20 protein-coding genes are annotated in these 22043 nt (G+C 40.1%); 5 read left to right on the top strand and 15 right to left on the bottom strand.

The annotated features are described in order from the left end of the window. Entirely contained in the window at positions 1-1638 is a 1638-nt protein-coding gene (locus MMU07_RS04065) for an ABC-F family ATP-binding cassette domain-containing protein (RefSeq protein ID WP_241124560.1), read from the top strand. A gap of 351 nt (positions 1639-1989) precedes the next feature. Here the strand turns inward: MMU07_RS04065 and MMU07_RS04060 are convergent, their stop codons facing one another. The 10 genes from MMU07_RS04060 to rpsT all read right to left on the bottom strand — a co-directional run bounded on the left by MMU07_RS04060 (position 1990) and on the right by rpsT (position 11473). Continuing rightward, the gene (locus MMU07_RS04060) at positions 1990-3276 is read right to left on the bottom strand and encodes a M20/M25/M40 family metallo-hydrolase (RefSeq protein WP_241124559.1); all 1287 of its coding nucleotides are present in this window, start codon (positions 3274-3276) and stop codon (positions 1990-1992) included. Positions 3277-3617: 341 nt separating this feature from the next. Beyond that, positions 3618-3842, bottom strand: coding sequence for a hypothetical protein (locus MMU07_RS04055; RefSeq protein WP_241124558.1), 225 nt, complete (start codon positions 3840-3842; stop codon positions 3618-3620). 66 nt (positions 3843-3908) lie between these two features. Next, positions 3909-4661 carry a zinc-dependent peptidase gene (locus tag MMU07_RS04050; RefSeq protein WP_241124557.1) on the bottom strand — a complete coding sequence of 251 codons (753 nt, stop codon included), beginning with the start codon at positions 4659-4661 and terminating at the stop codon, positions 3909-3911. Positions 4662-4924: 263 nt separating this feature from the next. After that, the gene (rny, locus tag MMU07_RS04045; protein ID WP_241124556.1) at positions 4925-6490 is read right to left on the bottom strand and encodes a ribonuclease Y; all 1566 of its coding nucleotides are present in this window, start codon (positions 6488-6490) and stop codon (positions 4925-4927) included. A gap of 78 nt (positions 6491-6568) precedes the next feature. Further along, complete coding sequence (locus MMU07_RS04040; protein ID WP_241124555.1) at positions 6569-6853, bottom strand: cell division protein ZapA; 285 nt, start codon at positions 6851-6853, stop codon at positions 6569-6571. Position 6854: 1 nt separating this feature from the next. Further along, positions 6855-7139 carry a hypothetical protein gene (locus MMU07_RS04035; protein ID WP_241124554.1) on the bottom strand — a complete coding sequence of 95 codons (285 nt, stop codon included), beginning with the start codon at positions 7137-7139 and terminating at the stop codon, positions 6855-6857. A 3-nt stretch (positions 7140-7142) separates the two neighbouring features. Continuing rightward, entirely contained in the window at positions 7143-9554 is a 2412-nt protein-coding gene (gene pheT / locus MMU07_RS04030) for a phenylalanine--tRNA ligase subunit beta (RefSeq protein WP_241124553.1), read from the bottom strand. 141 nt (positions 9555-9695) lie between these two features. Further along, positions 9696-10316 carry a DUF1684 domain-containing protein gene (locus tag MMU07_RS04025; RefSeq protein WP_241124552.1) on the bottom strand — a complete coding sequence of 207 codons (621 nt, stop codon included), beginning with the start codon at positions 10314-10316 and terminating at the stop codon, positions 9696-9698. 3 nt (positions 10317-10319) lie between these two features. Next, on the bottom strand, positions 10320-11021 hold the full coding sequence (gene radC / locus MMU07_RS04020) for a RadC family protein (RefSeq protein ID WP_241124551.1): 702 nt from the start codon (positions 11019-11021) through the stop codon (positions 10320-10322). 197 nt (positions 11022-11218) lie between these two features. After that, positions 11219-11473: a 30S ribosomal protein S20 gene (rpsT, locus tag MMU07_RS04015; protein ID WP_241124550.1), complete on the bottom strand. Its 255-nt coding sequence runs from the start codon at positions 11471-11473 to the stop codon at positions 11219-11221. A gap of 204 nt (positions 11474-11677) precedes the next feature. Here rpsT and MMU07_RS04010 point away from each other — a divergent pair, with 204 nt between their 5' ends. Then, positions 11678-12688 (top strand): zinc dependent phospholipase C family protein, encoded by a 1011-nt coding sequence (locus MMU07_RS04010; RefSeq protein ID WP_241124549.1) that lies wholly within the window; start codon positions 11678-11680, stop codon positions 12686-12688. Between the two features lie 108 nt (positions 12689-12796). Here the strand turns inward: MMU07_RS04010 and MMU07_RS04005 are convergent, their stop codons facing one another. Further along, entirely contained in the window at positions 12797-14119 is a 1323-nt protein-coding gene (locus MMU07_RS04005; protein WP_241124623.1) for a pyridoxal phosphate-dependent aminotransferase, read from the bottom strand. 532 nt (positions 14120-14651) lie between these two features. Between MMU07_RS04005 and MMU07_RS04000 the strand changes: the two genes are divergently transcribed. Beyond that, a complete protein-coding gene (locus tag MMU07_RS04000; RefSeq protein ID WP_241124548.1) occupies positions 14652-15839 on the top strand; it encodes an ATP-binding protein in 1188 nt (395 codons plus the stop codon). 125 nt (positions 15840-15964) lie between these two features. Here the strand turns inward: MMU07_RS04000 and ettA are convergent, their stop codons facing one another. After that, positions 15965-17644, bottom strand: a complete 1680-nt coding sequence (ettA, locus tag MMU07_RS03995; RefSeq protein ID WP_241124547.1) for an energy-dependent translational throttle protein EttA — start codon at positions 17642-17644, stop codon at positions 15965-15967. Positions 17645-17782: 138 nt separating this feature from the next. On the opposite strand from ettA, the gene MMU07_RS03990 reads away from it, so the two are divergent. Both MMU07_RS03990 and MMU07_RS03985 read left to right on the top strand, forming a co-directional pair. Then, on the top strand, positions 17783-19030 hold the full coding sequence (locus tag MMU07_RS03990) for a DUF349 domain-containing protein (RefSeq protein ID WP_241124546.1): 1248 nt from the start codon (positions 17783-17785) through the stop codon (positions 19028-19030). 76 nt (positions 19031-19106) lie between these two features. Then, positions 19107-19328, top strand: a complete 222-nt coding sequence (locus MMU07_RS03985) for a DUF2795 domain-containing protein (RefSeq protein ID WP_008625540.1) — start codon at positions 19107-19109, stop codon at positions 19326-19328. 22 nt (positions 19329-19350) lie between these two features. Here the strand turns inward: MMU07_RS03985 and MMU07_RS03980 are convergent, their stop codons facing one another. Genes MMU07_RS03980 through MMU07_RS03970 form a run of 3 tightly spaced genes read right to left on the bottom strand, consistent with a single transcriptional unit; the run spans position 19351 to position 21922 of the window. Continuing rightward, positions 19351-20085, bottom strand: a complete 735-nt coding sequence (locus tag MMU07_RS03980) for a LytR/AlgR family response regulator transcription factor (RefSeq protein WP_241124545.1) — start codon at positions 20083-20085, stop codon at positions 19351-19353. Next, positions 20078-21121 (bottom strand): sensor histidine kinase, encoded by a 1044-nt coding sequence (locus tag MMU07_RS03975; RefSeq protein WP_241124544.1) that lies wholly within the window; start codon positions 21119-21121, stop codon positions 20078-20080. Before MMU07_RS03975 ends, MMU07_RS03980 begins: the two co-directional genes overlap by 8 nt. Before the next feature lie 12 nt (positions 21122-21133). Further along, the gene (locus tag MMU07_RS03970; protein WP_241124543.1) at positions 21134-21922 is read right to left on the bottom strand and encodes a LiaF transmembrane domain-containing protein; all 789 of its coding nucleotides are present in this window, start codon (positions 21920-21922) and stop codon (positions 21134-21136) included. Positions 21923-22043 lie beyond the last annotated feature (121 nt).

Raw genomic sequence — 22043 nt, 5'->3', positions numbered from 1 at the left:
ATGATTTCAGTAGACAATATCTCCGTCATCCACGGCGGCAAAGCCCTCTTCAGTGATGTATCATTTTCCATCAACGAAAATGACAAAATAGCCCTGATGGGCAAAAACGGTGCTGGCAAATCCACCATGCTCAAAATCATCGCCGGCGGAACCAAACCTTCCTCAGGGGGCGTTTCCGCTCCAAAGGGAGCGGTGATCGCTTACCTGCCACAGCATCTGTTGACAGCGGATGACTGTACGGTTTTTGAGGAAACTTCCAAGGCATTTGCTTCCTACCTCGATATGAAAACCGAGATCGAAAGGCTCAACGAGGAACTGACCGTCAGGACTGACTATGACTCCGAAGATTATTATAAAATCATCGAGCAGGTTTCCGAACTCAGTGAAAAGTTCTACGCCATCGAGGAAGTCAATTACGAAGCAGAAGTGGAGAAAGTACTTTTGGGATTGGGATTTGAAAGAAAAGATTTCAAAAGATCAACGTCTGAATTCTCCGGTGGATGGAGGATGCGGATCGAACTTGCCAAGATTCTTTTGCTAAAACCTGATTTGATCCTATTGGATGAACCGACCAACCACCTTGACATAGAATCCATCCAATGGCTGGAAGATTTTTTGACCCAAAAAGCAAAAGCCGTAGTGGTCATCTCCCACGACCGGGCATTTGTGGACAACATCACTACCCGGACTATTGAAGTAACGATGGGCCGGATCTATGACTACAAAGCCAAATACAGCCATTACCTTGAATTGAGAAAAGAGCGCCGGGAGCAGCAGCAGAAACATTTCGAAGAGCAGCAGCGGACTATTGCCGATATTCAGGAATTCATCGACCGATTCAAAGGGACTTATTCCAAAACCCTTCAGGTGCAGTCACGGGTAAAAATGCTGGAAAAAATGGAAATCATTGAGGTAGACGAAGTGGATACTTCAGCCTTGAAGTTACGCTTTCCTCCTTCACCAAGATCGGGAAAATACCCCGTGATCGTCGAAGAACTTACCAAATCCTATGGTGACCATGTTGTGTTCAAGGATGCTAGCATGATCATTGAAAGCGGTCAGAAAATCTCTTTTGTAGGTAAAAATGGTGAAGGGAAATCCACCATGATCAAAGCCATCATGGGTGAAATTGATTTTCAGGGCAAATGCGAATTGGGCCACAATGCCATGATCGGCTACTTTGCTCAAAATCAGGCTTCCTTATTGGATGAAAGTCTCACCATATTCGAAACCATTGATCAGATCGCAGTCGGAGAAGTAAGGGGTAAGATCAAAGATTTGTTGGGAGCATTTATGTTCAAAGGAGATGATATCAACAAAAAAGTGAAAGTCCTATCCGGCGGGGAAAAGACGAGGTTGGCGATGATCAAACTGCTTCTTGAACCCGTCAACCTTTTGATCCTCGATGAACCTACCAATCACCTGGATATGAAAACCAAGGACATCATCAAAGATGCATTGAAGGCTTTTGACGGCACTTTGATCATCGTGTCCCACGACAGGGATTTCTTGGATGGTTTGGTGACCAAGGTATTTGAATTCGGAAACAAACGGGTGAAAGAACACTTTGAGGATATCAATGGATTTTTGAGAAATAAGAAATTGGAGAATCTGAGAGAAGTGGAGAGGAAATCGTAGCGAAGCGAAGATTCCGAGAATGAAGTAATTCGGAATAGAAATGATATATACTTCGTGATATTGAGAGATATATACTTCGTGATATAGGTGGATATATTGCCTTCGGCGATATAAATTCTAAGATCTTAACCTTTACCAAAAATTGGATCATAATTTATGGCTAAGGTTTATTCTGGAAAATTAAATGATTTCAGTTTGTGATAAGGTGGATATACTGCCTTCGGCGATATAATTGCTGAGATCTTGACCTTGATGCTAGAATCGGGGCTATACAAATAATATCTAAAAATATCCCAATATCCATAAATATCAGATTTCAGGATTCTGATATGAAAAACCACAAATGGGTTATTATTTCCATCCTCCCTGCATCAACACAAGCAACAAAGCTTGCTGAATAGCCAAGTGACCCTCTTTGTTGATGAAGTATTCTCCTAGGCTGTGTGCACCATATCCGATGCCACCGCGGCCGATGGTCACTGCAGGGATTCCTTTGGAAAATCCCACATTGCTGTTGGTAGAGCTTGAGCTTAGCTCTGGTTTTTTTCCTCCTGTAAGGTAATCAGCGATGGCCATGGTTTGTTGGATCAGGGTTGATTCCGGTGATGCTATTCCACTTGGACGGTCTCCTACTTTTTCGATGTCGACAGTCAGGGCTTCACCTCTTCGGATGATTTTGTTTTCCTTGGCCAAACCTTCCTGCATGGATTCCAAGAATATTTGGTTGATCCCCTTCAGCTTGTCCTGACTTTCGGAGCGCATGTCCACGAGCATCCAAGATTCAAAGGGAATGGAATTGACCGAAGTTCCTCCGCCCAAAACAGAAATGCTATATGTTGTTTTCAAACCTTCTTTGGTAAATTCATCGGCTTTTGGCACAAAAGAAGCAACTGCCTGTGCGAGTGCATTGTGTGGATTTCCAATCCCAAAAGCCCCATAGGAATGTCCCCCCGGGCCTTTGAAAGTTACTCTGTATCGGAGCGAGCCAATTCCACCATTGACAATATCTTCCAATCCTCCACCGTCAATGGCAATAAAAGAAGCGATAGGTTGCCCGCCTTCGCGGAAAAGATGTTTCATGCCTTTCAGGTCTCCGAGACCTTCCTCGCCGACCGAACCTGTAAACCAGATATCGCTTTCAGTCCTGATGTTTTGACTGTTCATGGTTTTGACCAAAGCCACTACTACTGCCAATGCCCTGTTGGCATCCGTGATTCCCGGCGCAAATAAGGTATCGCCTTTTTGCTTGACTTTCACATCAGTGCCAAAAGGAAAAACAGTATCCAAATGCGCGTCGACCACGATAGTCTTGTCCGATTTGGTTCCTTTTCGCAGCGCAATGACATTACCTACCTCATCTGTCCAAACAGAGTCGGCCCCGGCTTTGCGCAGCATGTCTGCAAAGACAATACCTTTCTCCTTTTCGTGGAAAGTCGGCGTAGGGATTTCTGTGAGTGTAACCATATCCTGAATGGTCACCGGATCGATCTCGATGATGTAATCAAATGCCTTTTGTATGGCAGGTTTCTTGGCCAGTTCCTGTACTTCTTTTTGGTATTTGGGTTGGATAGTCTGTGCAAAGACATGGTTTCCAATTACCAGGGAAAATACAAGAAGGAAGGTCAGATTCAGTTTCATTTTTGATGGGATTTGATCAAGCGAATTAGAATAAATTCAGGAAAAGGGACAATACCGTCTGTAAATTTCTAAAAGTATAAGTGGAAACCTGCTTCTTTGCCAGTAATTCTAAAATCTACTTCAAACTGGACGGAAGACCGAAGACGGAAGACGGAAGTTCCGGACATAATAACCATTTTCCAACATTCTGTTCATCAAAAAAATAAGATCCCAGATCTAAATGACTTTAATTTAAAATTTGGGTTCTGAGTTTGAATGCTTTTTCAACCGCTAATCGACTTTTATTTGATGGAGATAAAATCACACTTACCAAAACATTGGTGTCCACCACAAATCTGAAATCAGCCTTCATTCAAAATTTCATTAAGCTCTGCCTCAGTGAGTCCATTTGTTTTAGCTTCATTTCGAATTTCATCAACAAATACCCAAAAATCATTATTCCCTTTTTCTAGGCTTGCCTGAAGCAATTGATCAATTTTTTTTGAAAGCAATTTTTTCTGATCCAAGGAAATTCCATCCCATTTTTCAGCAGTTTTTTTATCTACTTCAAGGACAATTTTTCCCATAATCTGATAAGTTTTCAACAATATACAAATAATTGAATTTGAGTGAAAATAATTCTTTTCCTCGAATCACGATCTTCCATTACTCAAAACGATCGGATCTTGCTTCAATAAAAAGACCAAAGATTGGTACAGGCCGCTATCATAATCCTTTAGCCTTTGTGGATTTTCAAAAAACGATTCCAACGCCACTGCAAAAAACTCATGGGGATTGTTGGCTGCCGAATCCCTAAATATGGAGTCTTCACCGTCCATAATTCTCTGGATTTCATTTTTGGCTAAAACCGAAAAATCCATCCATCTCTTGGGGTTAAAAAAATTACTTTGCCCGTTGTAATGGATTTGATTTTCTAGCTTAAGCGCATGTGCCATTTCATGTATCCCAAGGTTGACGCCGTCTGCCCCATCTGCCATTCCCTTGACAAAATTCTTCCATGAAATCACAATGATTCCAAGCCTTGGATTCACCTCACCTTGGTGATATTGCTTGTTGATGGTGGAATAATAATTGTCATTGTAGATTAGGATCTTTTTGAAATGCTTCAAATTGACATCCCGAAAGCCAAAAGAAATCATGACTGCCGTGGCACTGATCAACAGTTCCATTTCCCGGGTTACCATTTCTATTCCTCTTGGGACAAATTTTTTGATGGCTAGAAAATAAACAAGCCGCTTCTCAAAGTCTAGTTTATGATTTGGGTTAAGTTGGCGATAATAGGCGAAAAAACTTTCCAAAATACCAACATCTTCTTTCGTCAATTTGAGTATTCCAAGCCGGATTTTGGCTTTTTGGAAGAGGTAAAAAAACAGACTGTATCGCATTTGGGTGGGTGAAATTTAATTTACCTTATACTTTATTCGCTTCTTTGCTAGTAACCCATATTCTTTAGCAAAAGGGTTGGAAGACAGAAGTCGGAAGTCCGTTGCAACGGAAGTATTGATCTCCTACCATGATTTTAACTCTGATAACAATTTGTAGGCATTATTTATTAAATGCAGATTGTCTATCTCGATAAAAATATAAAAAGAAAACCGAAGTTCAACTTAACGAACTTCGGTTTTCTTACTTCTCTTACATGCTGAATTTATTTTGCGTAGTTCACAGCCCTCATTTCACGTATCACCGTGATTTTGATCTGACCGGGATATTGCATTTCTTTTTCGATTTTTTGGGAAATGTCAAAGGAAAGCTTGCTTGCAGTCTGATCGTCCACATTGTCTGCATCCACCAATACGCGGAGTTCCCGTCCTGCCTGCATGGCAAAGCATTTGTTGACCCCATCAAAAGCCAGTGCAAGTTCTTCCAATTCCTTCAGACGCTTGATGTAGCTGTCCATGATTTCCCTTCTTGCACCCGGTCTAGAACCTGATATCGCATCAGAGGCCTGCACTATGGGAGAGATCATCGAGGTCATCTCAATCTCGTCATGGTGTGCACCGATGGCATTGATGACTTCAGGATGCTCCTTGTACTTTTTAGCAAGCTCCATACCTAGGATAGCATGTGGCAATTCCGCTTCTTCAGGATATACTTTTCCGATATCATGAAGCAGACCTGCCCTTTTTGCAAGCTTGGCATTCAGTCCCATTTCTGCAGCCATGGTGGCGCATAGTTTGGCTACTTCCCTTGAGTGCTGCAATAAGTTCTGTCCATAAGAAGAACGGAATCTCATCCTACCGACCATTCTGATCAGCTCCGGATGAAGTCCATGGATACCGAGATCGATACAGGTTCTTTCGCCGATCTCGACGATTTCTTCCTCAATGTTCTTCTCTGTCTTCGCGACAACTTCCTCGATCCTTGCAGGGTGGATTCTACCATCCTGTACAAGTCTGTGAAGAGACAACCTCGCCACTTCTCTTCTCACCGGATCAAACCCCGATATGATGATTGCTTCAGGCGTATCATCCACGATGATTTCCACGCCTGTAGCGGCTTCTAAGGCTCGGATGTTTCTTCCTTCTCTGCCGATGATTTTTCCTTTGACATCGTCTGATTCAATGTTGAATACAGAGACGCAGTTTTCGATCGCATGCTCTGTAGCTGTTCTTTGGATGGTGTCAAGGACGATTTTTTTTGCTTGCTTGGTAGCTGTCAATTTGGCCTGGTCAAGGATATCCTTGATATGGGAAGATGCTTTGGTATTGGCCTCATCCTTGAGCATTTCGACCAATTGGTCTTTGGCTTCATCTCTGGTAAGGCCGGCGATTTTTTCTAAATCGGAGATCCGCTGACTTGTCACTTTGTCAAGTTCATCCTTCTTTACCTGAACGGAGTGAAGCTGGGCAGAAAGGTTTTCTTTCTTGCTGTCGAGTTCTGCTTCTTTTCTTTTGATTTGCTCCAGTTCTTTGGCTAAAACCTGCTCCCTTTGTTTGATCTTGTTTTCATTAGTGATGATGATGGCTTTTTTCTTATTCGCATCTTCTTCAAACTCCGATTTCAATTTCAAGTACTTTTCTTTGGCCTCAAGCATTCGTTCCTTCTTTATGGCTTCTGCATTGATTTCGGCCTCTCGGATCAGACTTTTGGCCTTTTCTTTGGCTTGTTCTTCAAGTTTTTTACTGTTATTTTTTACAAAAAGACCGGCTGCAACTGCACCTAGCCCCAGGCCTAGAATGCCTGCAATAATGATGTATAATGATGATTCCATAAGAATTTTAGATAGATATATATAATAATACCTACCGGAAAAAAAGAAAAACCTTCAAAAATGAGAGTGGAATTGGTATTACAAAAGGGAATTCAGTTGTTCATTGATTCTGTTGATACTGGATTTAATCAATTCGCTGTCATCAGTATTGATCATATTCTGTTCCATGGATTCCACCATTGAATCAAAAGCCACCATAGCCAACAGGTCTTGACGGTCATCCAACCCAAATTCTTCCCTGTATCTTTTTATTTTATCATTAATCAATTTTCCTGCATGTCTGATTTTGGCTTCGTCTTCTGTCTTCACCTTCATGGGATATTCTCGATCCCCGATTTTTAACCTTATAGAAAGTGTCTCCATATCACTCAGACAAATAGGCAATTATATTATCGATTTCCTTTATGTAATTATTGATTTTTTCTCTCAATTCAGCAGATTCCATTTCCTCTACCGGTATGCTGTTTACAAGTTTAGCTATTTTTATTTGATTTTTAAAATCCTCCAAGGCACTCTCTTTCTCTTCGAGTCTGGACCGAAGCAAAAACGTTTCTTCTACCAAAGCCTTATTGTCTTGTTCAAGTTGCTGAAGTTTGCGGCTGACCTGTGCAGCAAGCTTCTCCGTGCGCTGAAGTTCTTCGTGAATCATATTTTATTTCCTGATAAATGCCCCCACTTCTTTTTCAAAACTTTCAATAAGTCTGGACATCGCTTTGTCAATCACTTTGTCTGTAAGGGTCTGTTCATTGTCCTGAAGGTAAAAACTCAAGGCATAGGCTTTTTTCCCAGACTCGATTTTATCTCCCTGATAGACATCAAAGACACCCACTTTTTGTAAAAGACTTCCTCCGGCTTTGTTGGCTACTTTTTTGATCTGATCAAAAGTGACTTTCTTATCAATCACCAAGGACAAGTCCCTTCTAACTTCCGGGAATTTGGAAATTTCGCCGTACTTTTTCAAGCCTTTCGATTTTTTTGTTAAAAGGTCCCAATTCAGGTCGGCAAAAAAGACCTCCTGCCTCACCTCAGCCAACTTGCCGATTTCCTCCTTAACCAACCCGATTTTACCCAATTCTTTGGTCCCAAGATTGATCTGGAGGGCGTAGTCAAAAGGCGCTTCGTTGACAATCTGAACCTCCGAATTGTCGATACCCATTTTTTCCAAAACCAATTCAACAACAGCATAGATATCTGCGAAGGAAACAGATTTGGAAGGTTCCAGCCAACTTTCAGAAGCCCTGTCTCCGGTCAGGTATAATGCCAATCTCTTTTCTTCGCGGTAACCTGATTCTTCTTTGAAATAAACAGTGCCGAATTCAAATAATTTGAGGTCTTTCTGCCTGCGGTTGATATTATGTGACAACACTTCCAATCCGGAAAACAACAAAGATTGTCTCAACACGCCTAGATCCTCACTGAGTTTGTTTAGGATTTCAACATTTTTGTTTACTTCCAAAAAGCCGGATTTTTCAGCGTAAACAGGTTTGGTCAGCGAATTGGTGATGATCTCAAAATACCCCAATCCGGATAAAATTTCTCTGAGCCTGTATTGCAGCTTATTGAGGTCCTTTGCAGGATGTTCGGCAAGGTAATCCGCTTTCAGATTATCGGACAAAGGGACATTGTCAAATCCATGGATTCGCAAGATCTCTTCTATGATATCCGCCTCTCTCGTCACATCTACCCTATATGGCTTTACCGAAACTGTGAATCCGGTCTCTGACTCCAAAAGTATCTTGATGTCAAGATTTTCCAATGTGGTTTTGATCTCCTCCTTTGCGAGTTCTTTTCCTATCAATCTCTTGATATTGGCATAAGTCACTTCAATAGAAAGGTCAGAAACAGGATTGGGATAAAGATCTAGGATATCCGAAGAGATTTCACCTCCTGCTATTTCTTTGATGAGCATTGCTGCTCTTTTCAATGCATAAACGGGCATATTCGGATCTGTCCCTCTTTCAAAACGGAAAGAAGCGTCTGTCTTCAATCCATGAAACTGACTTCCTTTGCGGATAATGTCAGGAGAGAAATACGCGGATTCTAAGAAAATGGAAGCGGTAGCATCAGATACACCCGATCCTTTTCCTCCAAAAACCCCGGCGATGCAAAGACCTCCCTTTTGATCACAGATCATCAATTCTTCGCCAGAAAGCTTTCTTTCCTTGTCATCCAAGGTGACAAAAGAAGTCTCTTTAGTCAATTTTTTTACAATGATTTTTCCACCTTCGATTTTTTCTGCATCAAAGGCATGAAGCGGCTGACCCAAATCATGAAGGATAAAATTGGTAATATCCACGATATTATTGATAGGCTCGAGGTCCAAAGCCCTAAGGTAATTTTGAAGCCAATTGGGAGAAGGTCCCACGTGGATATTGGAAATCGTCAATCCGGAATATCTGGGGCAATCTATGGCGCTTTCTACTTCCACCGGAATGGTCCTTGAAGTATTGTCAATTTGGAAACCGTCAACAGAGGGAAGGCAGATTTCTCTTTTCAACAAAGCTTTCAAATCCCTCGCCACCCCAAGGTGGGAAGCAGCATCAGCACGGTTTGGCGTGAGTCCAATCTCCAAAACATGGTCACTGACTACTTCAAAATATTGTGAAGCAGGAGTTCCGTTTGGCAAATCCGTGTCCAACACCATAATTCCGGCATGGCTGTGACCGAGGCCGATCTCATCTTCTGCACAGATCATTCCCTGAGAAACCTCCCCTCGGATTTTTGCTTTTTTGATTTCCAAAGGTTCCCCTGATCCAGGATACAATATTGAACCTTCCTTTGCCACCACTACCTTCTGTCCTTTGGCGACATTGGGTGCTCCGCATACAATGGGGACAATCTCTCCTCCCACATCAACAGTGGTTACGCTCAGTTTGTCTGCATTAGGATGCCTCTCACAGGTCAACACTTCCCCTATCACCACACCTTCCAATCCTCCCCGGATGGACTCAAAATGTCCGATTCCTTCGACCTCCAGCCCTGACCCTGTCAGGAGAGATGCGATTTCTTTGGGCGAATGGTCTAAAGCAATAAAATCCTTTAATCTATTGATGGAAATTTTCATGAATGCACGGTTATTTCAGAACAAGGCACAAATTTAAGAGAATTGGTCGAGGTGGGAAGGTAATGAATGAAAAATGTCAAATGATAAATTAATTAAGCCTTATCAGAAAATTGACTTATGAACTTTACATCCTATTATACTTCATTCTTTCTTATAATCTTTTTCACCTACAGGAATCGTAATTTGCATAATATTCTCCTTGGGAGGCAATGGACAGGCAAAATCAGGATTATAGGCACAATATGGGTTGTAGGCCAAATTGAAGTCAATGGTAATGCTGTTTTTGCCATCCTGGCGGAGATTGATATATCTTCCACCTCCGTAGGTTTCTTCTCCACTTGTTTCGTCAGCAAAGGCAAGAAAAAAGTTGCGCTTGTCCGCTTCTTTGATTGATTGGAGCAAAAGCAATTTTTGAGGTTTGCCATTTAAGTCAAATTCGGCAAAAGAATGTTTGAGGTACTTCTCCACCGATCCGTCTGTCATGGGAAGCTCGACCATCTTTTTTTCTTCTAAAGGAACTACCTTAGCCCTTACCTTATAGCTTGGATCAATGGTATAAAAATCAAGTTCTTTGAAGGCTTTTTTCTGCTCTTCAGTCAAAGGTGAGTCGATATTGAACTTAATAAATTTGTATTGCCTATCGCGTTCTTTTTCTATTTTTTCAAAATACACCTCAGGGCTTTCCGTGCCGGTCATGGTATAGATTACAGCAAGTGCGACAACTGTCAATACGCCAATAATTAAAATATTTTTTGATTTCATAAACTACAAAATGCCTTCATCGGCGAAGCTAAAATAGGCAACATCTGTGAAAATCACATGGTCAATCACCTGCACTTCGAGATTTTCGCCTACATGCTTGAGTTTGTTTGTTAAATTTCTATCCTGTTCAGAGGGTTTAAGGTTCCCTGAAGGATGGTTATGTACCAAAATAATGGAACAGGCCATTGAATCCAACGCATATTTGAAGATGATTTTTGGATCTGCCACAGTACCGTTTGTACCGCCAGAACTTATCAATTGTTTCTTGATCAAATGGTTGCTCCTATTGAGTAGCAACACGTAAAAGTGCTCCACTTTTTCATCCATAAGTTCTGGTCCCATCAAATTAAAGACATCCTTGGAACCGTTTATCTTTAATTTTTTTGGTTGATCGCTTCCTAGTTTTCTTCTCCTTCCTAATTCCAATGCGCTTACAATTGATATTGCCTTGGCCTCTCCTATTCCCTTAAATTTCTTAAGATCGGCAATACTCATCTTGGCAAGTTCCCCCAAGTCATTGTTGACTGCAGAAAGAATATGTTTGGATAAGTCTACGGCACTTACAGATCTAGTACCCGAACCGATCAATATTGCGATCAATTCCGCATCAGAAAGTGCTGATTTACCTTTGAGAAGGAGTTTTTCTCTAGGCCTGTCCTCCTCTGCCAAAGCAGAAATTTTTATAGAGTATTGGTAGTCTTTCATAAACAGTGTTTAAAAAGAAATTTATCCTTTGTCCGAAAATTGTCCTGTTTTAAAAGTACGTAATGCCTAAAAATTATGAAAGCCAAAGAGGCTTAGGAGGGGCATAATAAACGTTTAATTTTATCTTCAAAAAAAAATTGAAACAAAAAAAGCCTCGGTGGTGTTACCGAGGCTGATTTCATCAAAAATTTCTTTTATTAGGCTAGTGCGTTGACAAACTTAGTCAATTTTGACTTTCTGTTGGCAGCGTTGTTTTTATGAATGATATTCTTTTTTGCAAGTTTATCGATCATAGAGGTTACTGTTTTCAAAAGCTCTTGCGCTTCCACTTTGTCAGTCACAGACTTCAATCTCTTGATGAAAGTTCTTGTAGTCTTGTGCTGATATCTGTTTCTCAAACGCTTGGCTTCGTTTGCACGGATTCTTTTTAATGCCGATTTGTGATTTGCCATATCCTTATTTTACTTAATTTCTGTTAATAAACCCTACCCTAAACGGAGTGCAAATGTAATTGATTAATTTTGAAACACAAAAGGATTTCCGAACTAAACCTCGTAAAGCCCAGAAATCTGTTAGATTTATCAGATTCCGCCGTTAGCTTACAAAGGTAATACAATTTCATTTTACAGAAATGGAAATTATGATTATTTTTAGGAATGCGTAAATTTTTGATTCTGGGCTTGATTTTGATTTCTTCCATCCCCGAACTTGGGGCTTGGGGATTTTTTGCCCATCGAAGGATCAATAGATTGGCAGTATTTTCTCTTCCTCCTGAGATGGTTGGTTTTTTCAAAAGCAACATAGATTTCATTACCGAAAATGCTATCAACCCGGATAGAAGGCGATACGCGGTATTAGGGGAAGCAGAAAAACACTTTTTGGATGCGGACGCTTATGGTGACAGTGCAGTTTACACACTTCCGAGATATTGGAACCAGGCTTTAGAAATTTACACCGAAGAAGAATTAAGGGCACATGGAATCGGTCCTTGGAATGCCTACCATACCAAAATCCAACTGACAGAGGCTTTCAAAAGAAAAGACGCCAAAGCCATTCTCCGGCTTTCTGCCGATCTTGGCCACTACATCGCGGACATCAATGTCCCTTTGCATACGACCAAAAATTATAATGGGCAGTTGACAAACCAATATGGAATCCATGCATTTTGGGAAAGCAGGGTTCCTGAGTTGCTCTCTGATGATTTTGATTTTTTTGTAGGAAAAGCCCAATATTTGGAAAAACCACAACTTGAAGCTTGGGATGCTATTATCGTAGCCCATCAGGCGTTGGATTCTGTATTGAATTTTGAGAAAACCCTGACCGAAAGCTTTTCGGAGGACAAAAAATACAGCTACGACGAAAGAGGCGGCATCAGCACCAAAGTTTATTCAAGGGATTTTACCATCGCCTATAACAACATGCTTTCAGGACAAGTGGAAAGACAGATGCGTCGGTCTGTTAAGATGATCTCTGATTTTTGGTACACATCTTGGATTGATGCCGGTCAGCCTGATCTCAATTCCTTGATGAAAAATCCAATCGACTTAGAGGAAGAGAAAATTGAAAACCCAAAATCACTTAAAGTCCGTGACCACGAAGGTATGGCAAGCAGTGAAAATCCTGAAGAATTGAGAAAATCCTTTTTCAGAAGTATGTGGAGGCCTTAAAAAATTGATATTGATAGATATTAGATATGATGGATATTATTTTGGTAGTGTAAAAACTTGAGTTACTAGAGGTATGGGAGATAAAGGCAGCTCTTGTACATTGAGTATTTAAACCAATTCCTTTTTGGAAGAATTGAGATAAAAGCGGATAGCTTCCCCCAATCTTTCGAAAGTCTGGCGAAAAACAGATTCATCTTCCTCCAATAAAGTTACCCTAAAACCTCTCAGGTCAGAACAGAATGAACTGATAGGAACCACACAGATATTGGCAGATGCCAAAAGATAGTATACAAATCGCTTATCCAAAGGCATATTTTCTTCCTTTAGCCAGCCATCCAACAACTCCTGTAACTTTGGATTATTGATCGGCAAAAACTGCTGAGCATCCAAAAAAGTCTCATCAAATACCACAGTATTGTAAAATGCGCCTTTTGTAGGATTGAATTTGATTCCGGGAATTTGCCCCAATATCTCTTCCATAATCCTGCTTCTTCTGCCGATTTTTTCATTGGCTTCCTGCCTGTATTCACCGTATGCAGGATGGCTCATGATCTTGGGAATAGAAAGCTGTGGAAGTATTGTCGAACACACTTCTATCATCTTTGCATTTTCCAAGGTCTGACAAAACTTTGTAAATTCTTTGGAAGCATTTCTATTGTAAAATTCCATCCAACCACATCTCGAACCGGGCCACGGAAATTCTTTGGAAATACCTTTCAAAGAAATCCCCGGCAAATCTCCGATAACTTCAGAAAGTGCCACGGCTTTCACACCGTTGTAGGTGATATTCTGATAAATTTCATCTGCTATCAACAGCAATTTGAATTCCTTCGCAATCTTGACAAAACCTTCCAAAACCTCCTTAGGATAAACCATTCCTGTAGGATTGTCAGGATTGATGATCAAAATCCCAACGATGGAAGGATTGTATTTGACCTTGTTATACAAGTCCTCCATGTCCGGAAGCCATTGGTTATTGGGATCCAAAGTATACGTTATGGGTGCTGTATTGGCATGCGCTGCTTCCGCCGAACTATGTGTGCTGTAGGCTGGTGAAGGCCCGATGATTCTTGCCGTTGGAATGAGAAACTGGTAGACCTTAGCTATTGCATCTCCAAGTCCGTTGAAAAATAGTATGTCCTCGGATGTGATCTGAGATCCTCCTTTTTGGTTGTTTAATCCTGCCAAAAACTTCCTCGTTTCTAGAACACCTTTAGAATCTGCATACCCATACGTGCTGTCTTGGCTTACGAGGTCAGACACAATTTCCTTCATCCAAGAGGGGACAATATTGTGCTTTTGGATGGGATCACCGATATTTTCCCATGTGATCTCATAACCCAAAGCTTCTACCTGACGGGCTTTTTTGACAATGCCCCTGATCTCATAATTCAATTCTTCGGCTCCCGGCCTCAATAACAATGTCCTCATCATGCTGGTGTTTGGAAATCGAAAACAAATAAACAAAAAACGAAATGAATGATTGCGGATTCATTAAAAAAGATACAACCTGATTGGAGTATTGCAAAAAAATCCATCTTGAATTTATACTGTCAGTTAAATCAAATTATTAAGACAAAAGGTGTTATTAGATTAACTTACCCTTACTCTGTTACAAGAAATGAAATAATTTACCCTTATTCTGTTACATAAAAAATGAAAATTGACCTTACTTTGTTACAAGAAATTGGAAAAATTGCCCTTATTCTGTTACATGAATTGGTAAAATTACCCTTATTCTGTTACATGAATTGGTGAAATTACCCTTATTCTGTTACAAGAAATTGTCGTAAAAGCACCTTAGCAAGGGTGAATTTTGATAGAAAGAATCTATTAAAATTCTCAAACATTCAGAAAAGGAAAAATCTAACTGCTAAATGAGTCAAAAGCTTGTATTTTGAATACAAGATATCTTGTATTTCAAATACAAGCTTTGTATATTTGATTCATAATCAACAGGATCATGCTTTCAAAATTAGAACTGGAAAGGATAATTGATGACCAATCCCAATTTCTATCAAAAAAAACATTGGTAAAGAGGAAATTGAAAATTCCTGTAGGCTCCAGTAGAATAATAATTGTTTCAGGTGTGAGAAGATGTGGAAAAAGCGTTTTGATCCGACAACAATTTTTGGAATCCGATAATGCCATATACCTAAATTTTGAAGATCCCCGATTAATAAATTTTGATTTGGAAGACTTCCCCAAATTGGAAGAACTCATGGTTGAAAAAGGGAAGACAAATCTACTTTTGGATGAAGTGCAAATTATCTCAAATTGGGAAATTTATGCCCGAATGGCCAATGAGAAAGGTACAGCATTGTATATAACAGGTTCAAATGCAAGCATGTTGAGTAGGGAATTAGGAACAAAACTTACCGGCCGATATAGCCAATTTGAGTTATTCCCCTTTAGCTATTCTGAGTTTTTGGATTTTTTAGGTTTGAAACAAGAAAAAGAAAGTTTCGACCAATATTTTGAAACCGGGGGCTTCCCGGAATATATCGCGGAAAAAGCGGGGGATTATTTCGGGACTTTATTGAGAGATATCCTAACTAGAGATATTGCAGTCAGGAAAAATATCAACAATGAACAGCAGCTGATCCGACTAGCTGTTTTTTTGATGAGCAATGTCGGCAAAGAATTGAGTTACAATAAAATATCAAACCTACTGGAATTCAAGTCTGTTCGGACAGTAATCGATTATTGTGATTTTATGCAGGAAAGCTATTTGCTGGAATTCGTTGCTTTGTACTCCTCCTCTATCAAAAAACAAATAGCAAATCCCAAAAAGGTATATTGCATAGATCCAGCATTTGCCAAAGGAAATTCATTATCCTTTAGTAAAGACTTGGGCAGAAGACTTGAAAATTTTGTCTTTATCCAACTGCGAAGAAATCATAAAACTATATACTACTATAGAAACCAAAAATCAGAATGTGACTTTCTAATCAAAGACCAAGACTTAATAATCTTAGCCATTCAGGTTTGTTGGGAGGTTACTTCAGAAAATCTTGAACGGGAAATTCAGGGAATCAAAACGGCAATTGATGAAACCGGAGCAGAAAAAGGTATTGTAATTACCTACAACCAAAAGGACCGAATAAATGGCATTGATCTTATTCCCGCTTGGCAATGGCTGATTGACTAAGGATGTCTAAAATTTCAAAAAAAATAAGCTAAAAAAGACATTACCCTATTTTGCAAAGTCCAATTGAAAAAAACCTCCAACCCGCTATTACAGGTTGGAGGTTTCAATTTATTTAAGCATAAATTTTACTTCAACTTCTTATACTTAATCCTCTTCGGAGCCACATCGCCTAGACGCTTTTTCTTGTTTTCCTCATAATCGGAGAAGTTTCCTTCAAACCAATACACTTGTGAATCCCCTTCAAAAGCAAGAATATGAGTACATATCCTGTCCAAAAACCACCTGTCGTGGGAAATGACTACGGCGCAGCCCCCGAAATTTTCCAAAGCCTCTTCAAGTGCCCTAAGGGTATTCACATCCAAGTCATTGGTCGGTTCATCAAGCAAAAGCAAATTGCCGCCTTCCTTGAGTGTAATGGCCAAGTGAACACGGTTTCTTTCACCCCCTGAGAGGATTCCCACTTTCTTCTCCTGATCAGATCCGGCAAAGTTGAACTTGCCCACATAGGCCCGGGCATTCATTTCTTTGTTGCCAAGCTTGATGATTTCATTTCCTCCTGATATGGTCTCATATACCGACTTATTTGGATCGAGCCTGTCGTGTTCCTGATCGACATAAGCGAGTTTTACTGTCTCCCCAACTTCAAAATAACCAGCATCGGCTTTTTCCTGTCCGGTGATGAGTTTGAATAGTGTGGACTTACCTGCACCGTTTGGTCCGATGATACCGACAATCCCACCTTGTGGTAGGTTAAATGACAAGTCATCAAACAGCAATTTGTCTCCATAAGCTTTTGAAACACCATTGACTTCTATGACTTTTGCTCCAAGTCTAGGTCCTGGCGGGATATACAATTCAAGTTTGGCTTCTTTTTCTTTCCCTTCTTCGCTGATGAGTTTGTCATAAGCGCTAAGCCTGGCTTTTCCTTTTGCCTGACGGGCTTTTGGTGTCATGCGGATCCACTCAAGTTCACGCTCCAAAGTCTTCTGTCTTTTTGACTCGGTCTTTTCTTCTTGTTTCAGTCGGTTTTGTTTTTGGTCCAACCAAGAGGAATAGTTGCCTTTCCACGGAATCCCTTCTCCCCTGTCGAGTTCCAAAATCCAACCTGCCACATTGTCCAAGAAATACCTGTCGTGCGTGACGGCGATAACAGTTCCTTTATATTGCTGTAAATGCTGCTCGAGCCAGAGTACCGATTCAGCATCGAGGTGGTTGGTAGGTTCATCGAGAAGCAACACATCCGGTTCCATAAGTAAGAGCCTACAAAGCGCAACCCTTCTTTTTTCTCCTCCTGAAAGGTTCCCAATGATGGCATCACTCGGCGGAAGGCGCAGAGCATCCATGGCTTTTTCCAACATGGTATCTAGTTCCCAAGCGTTAGCAGCATCGAGCTTTTCCTGCACTTCACCTTGCTTGGTGATCAGCTTGTCCATGGCATCCGGATCGTCCATGAGAGCAGGATCCATGAATTTTTCGTTGATTTCTTCAAATTCTTTAAGCAGAGCGACAGTAGAGGCCACTGCTTCTTCCACAATATCTTTGACTGTTTTGGCAGGATCGAGTTTGGGTTCTTGTTCGAGCATTCCCACTGTATAACCTGGAGACCAAACTACCTCTCCTAAAAATTCTTTGTCAACGCCGGCAATGATTTTCAACAAGGAGCTTTTCCCGGATCCGTTCAGACCCAAGACACCGATTTTTGCTCCATAAAAAAAAGAAAGGTAAATGTCCTTTAAGACTTTTTTCTGTGGGGGGTAAATTTTAGACACACCCGCCATAGAAAATATGATTTTTTCTCCACTCATATTAATTATTTGATTGATTTGAAAACGATGATGGACAAAGATGGCAAAAAAAGACCTTTCTTAGGATAAATGCTTTTGAATTAATTAATTTGCAGAAACTTAGAATAACCACACCACAAACCAACCTATTAAATCGCAATGGAGCATCCGTACGGGTACATTAAAGATAACAAGGTTTATCTCAGGGAGTTTTTGAATCAGCCGGACAGGGTGATTGGCGAAGTAAAAGAAGACGAGGCGTCTACTATCAAATACTTTGAGGATAGGTTTATTACCCTCAAAGAAAAAATAGCACAACTCAAAAAAGACATTGAAGAGAATCAAAATAAGGGTTCTTTTTTGATGAAATTGATCCATCTAAAAGATTCCTTGTTGGAATATGATGCATTGGGTGATTTTATCCCATTAATAGATGACCTCGAAAAGCTTCAGGTCTATCTAGAAGACATCATCAAGAAAAACCGGGAAAAAAACCTTGAAATCAAAAGGGGTTTGATTTTGGAAGCAGAAGCCTTAAAAAACAGCACCGACTGGAAAGAAACTGCTGAGGAATTCAAAAACCTCAAAATGCGATGGATTAAAATAGGTCCTGTCGAAAAGGAATTTGAAGACGAAATGGAAGATGCCTTTAATGAGGCCATCGACACTTTCTTTGAAAATAGAAAAAACTTTTTTGAAGACATGGCTGCGCAGGCCGAAGTCAACATTAAAATTTATGAAAAACTCGTCATTGAGGCCAGGGCGGCATTTGACAATCCGGACGCAAAACGAGCTTTTGAAATCTCTAAAAGGATACAAAAAGAATGGAAAGCAGCGGGAAGAGTACCCGCAGAGAAAAGGCAGCCACTTTGGGATGAATTTTCAAAATTGAACAACAGGATTTTCAGCAGGTTCCGTAGAACCATGGAAACAGGCCCACAGATGAAGCCATGGGAACTGATGAAGAAAATGGAGTCTATGACGGATGAAATGAAAAAACTGGCTTACTCTGAAACAAATCCCGAGGGAGTGTCTTCTGCAAAAAGATTACAGGCGGAATGGAAAAAACTTCCACAACGCAAGCCAAAAGAAGCCAATCTGATCATGCGTTCTTTTACCTTCTTTTCAGAGATAGTTTTTGAAAAACTGTTTTTGGAAAGGTTAGCCTTGTCAAAGTATGAGGACTTTTACCAAAAGGAAAAGATAGAACAGAAAAAGATAAAAATTGGAATAATTAGAGATTTGATCCACCGTGATGAAAGCGAATTGGCTACAGTAAAGGACAATGCTGAAAATTTCAGGACCAATGAAGAAGATTTTGAAGTAATGATGAGAAGAAAAATAGGAACATTTAAAAGAAAAATTGATGTAAAAACTTTCATTCTCAAAGAACTTTCAAATAAATAATAAGTTAACATTGAAAATTTAAAACAATTTCTATTTTTGCAGACCGCTAAGGCTGTAAACATTTAAAACTCACACTATGTATTGGACACTAGAACTTGCGTCATATCTTGAAGACGCACCATGGCCTGCAACTAAAGACGAATTGATTGATTATGCAATCCGTTCAGGTGCTCCTTTGGAAGTTGTTGAAAACCTCCAAGAATTAGAGGATGACGGCGAGCCTTACGAAAATATCGAAGAGATATGGCCCGACTATCCGACAAAAGACGATTTCTTCTTTAATGAAGACGAATATTAAAAAAGCCCTATTGGGCTTTTTTTTATATCCCCAATACTGTTTTAAGTTTAGGGAATCCTGATTTGCTTACCGGAATACTTTCTCCCCCTTTTAATCTCAACAAATACCCTTCTTTTTCATAAGGTTCAATCTTAGTGATTTCGGAGATGTTGACCAAATATGACCTGTGAACCCTTACAAACTGGGAGGATTCTAAAGTTTTTTCATAGAAAGTCAAGGTCTTATTTTTCAGAAATTTGCCCTCCTTTGTGTAAATATTAACATAGTCATCATTGGCTTCAAGGTATTTGATGTCTTGGACCGGAATGATCTTAATCTCATTTCTCACCTTCAACACCACCCTTTGGGCGGATTCCTGATTTGATATATTCCCATTTTTCAAAGCTTCAATGGCCTCCATATTGTTTCCAAGTTGTAGGTATTTTTCTAGAGACTTGGAAAACCTGGACTTGGAAAAAGGCTTTAACAAATAATCAACAGCATTGGCATCAAAAGCTTTGAGTGCAAAAGCATCAAAAGCTGTCGTAAATATCACGGCAGGCGGCCGGTCTAACAGCTCCAATAATTCCAATCCTGTGAGTTTGGGCATTTGGATATCCAAAAATATAAGGTCAGGATTGAATTCCTGTATAGCCTTCAAACCCTCAAATCCATCATGACAGATTTTTTGAATTTCAAACTGGGGAAAATCCGCCAAATATTCTTTTACCAATTCGGTCGCCAAAGGCTCATCATCAATAATCAAAACTTTAATCATTCCTTTGAGGGATCTTTATGTTGACAGTAAATATTTTTTCAATGGCATTGGTTTGCAACAGGTCATTTCTGCCAAATAGCAAATATAATCTCCTTTTGACGGCATCGAGACCAAATCCTGTGCCTTTTGCCTGACCTGTTGACAGATCAAAGGGATTTGACAAACTCACTATCAGGTATTTATTATGGAGTTCAAACTTGATATTTATAACGACCTCTCCGGTCACTCCATATAAACCATGTTTAATGGAGTTTTCCAGAAGCGGCTGGATCATCAAAGGCGGAACTTTTGCTTCCAATGCAGACTCATCAATTTGGAATTCAACCTTTAGCCTATGACCAAATCTCACTTTTTCAATGTCAAGATAAAGATTAAGGTATTCCTTTTCCTCCGACACAGTTAGCCAGTTTTGGTCATCCTTTTTGATGGTTCCTCTGAGAAATTCGGCCAACTGGAGCACCATTTCTCTGGCTTTTTCAGGTTGGCTTTTGATCAATGCACTAATTGAATTGAGGCTATTGAATAAAAAATGTGGCTGTAACTGCTGACGCAAATGATAGAGTTCGGCATCTTTTGCCATTTGATCTATTTTTTCTTGCCTCTCTTTGCTTTTAATCTGGTCCTCAATTTTGGCATTGAATACCAAAAGGGCAGCCCAAGAAACAAATAAAATGAATGCTATCAATCCTTTGATAGGCATCACTATGCTCTTAAAATCAAGGTATTCAATCTCGGAATCAATAAAAATTCCAAGCAAATAATCCCCGGCAAATACCAAAGCTACCGCAAGTACCCATCCGAAGTTTATCACCATCAAGGCTTGAGACCGCTTTGGCAGGTAGTATTTAAATACATTTTCCAATAACCAAAACCCGAATAGGATTAATACAGAATGAATAGCGGAATCAATAAGGGCAGATTGGAATGGATATCCATAAAAGCTAATCAGATAAGCCAAAGCCACCATCCAAAGAAGGACAGCGGCCAAGGCTTTTAACCAGTCAAAATTATTGCGAGAAATCAGATTTCTTAGCATTTGCTATCCTGATTAGAAAGATTTGATTTCCAAACCTCCAAAAATGATGGATCCATAAATCCTCAAAACTTTGGTTCCATCATTGGGAGTTTGCGGATACATCCTTTTATCCTCAATCCCTGCAAAGATATTGGTAACATTGATCTGAAGGTCCCAATGTGGCGGCACCACCAATTTGACTCCGCCAAATGCCACTTCCACATTGATGATCGCCCCATCGGCGAGGTCTGCCTGGGAAAGATCAATATCTGTTCCTCCGAAAATCGCAGAAACTTTGCCTCCTTGGAAGTTTTTGGATAAAACTCTTTTTTGGATTCCTGTAAATAAAGCCTGGGCATTGATCGTGTCTCCATTATCTGTAAAGGGAATATTCTGCGGTTTTGCAAAAGTAGCATTTCCATGTTCGGTAGATGTCCCTATTGGCTTGTCGGATTTATTATAGGTCTTAAAAAACTCATCTATGAATCGGTTTCGGTCATTATTCCTTTTTAATATCAAGAAAATTCCGAGAACAATCAATCCCACCGGAATTAGGAAGGGCTGTATTTCGCCGGGAATTCCAAGTTCTTTTTTGACTAAAAAGAATGATCCGAACAATAACATAAACACCCCAAAGCCGCTTTGGAAGTTATGCTTGATCAGACTGACAATCCCAATAGCGATGAAAATCATCGGCCATGAAAAAACCCAGCCAGGAAACCAGAATCCCATTGCTTTGAGCAACAATACCCCGCCGATCGCGAGAATGATAATACCTGCTGTGAGGTCATTGTTTTTGGAGGAAAATTTATTCTTTGCCATGTTGTGTAAAATTTTTGGTTTGACTTGATGATGACAAAGCTATAACATGAGAAAAAAATATGGCAAATCAAATAGGCTATCACCGCCTGTTTCTCGGTGAATGAAGCAAATCGGTAGGTAA

This window comes from Cognataquiflexum nitidum, from assembly GCF_022538055.1.
In the GTDB taxonomy this organism is placed as follows: domain Bacteria; phylum Bacteroidota; class Bacteroidia; order Cytophagales; family Cyclobacteriaceae; genus Cognataquiflexum; species Cognataquiflexum nitidum.
This window is presented reverse-complemented; position numbering and strand designations above follow the sequence as displayed.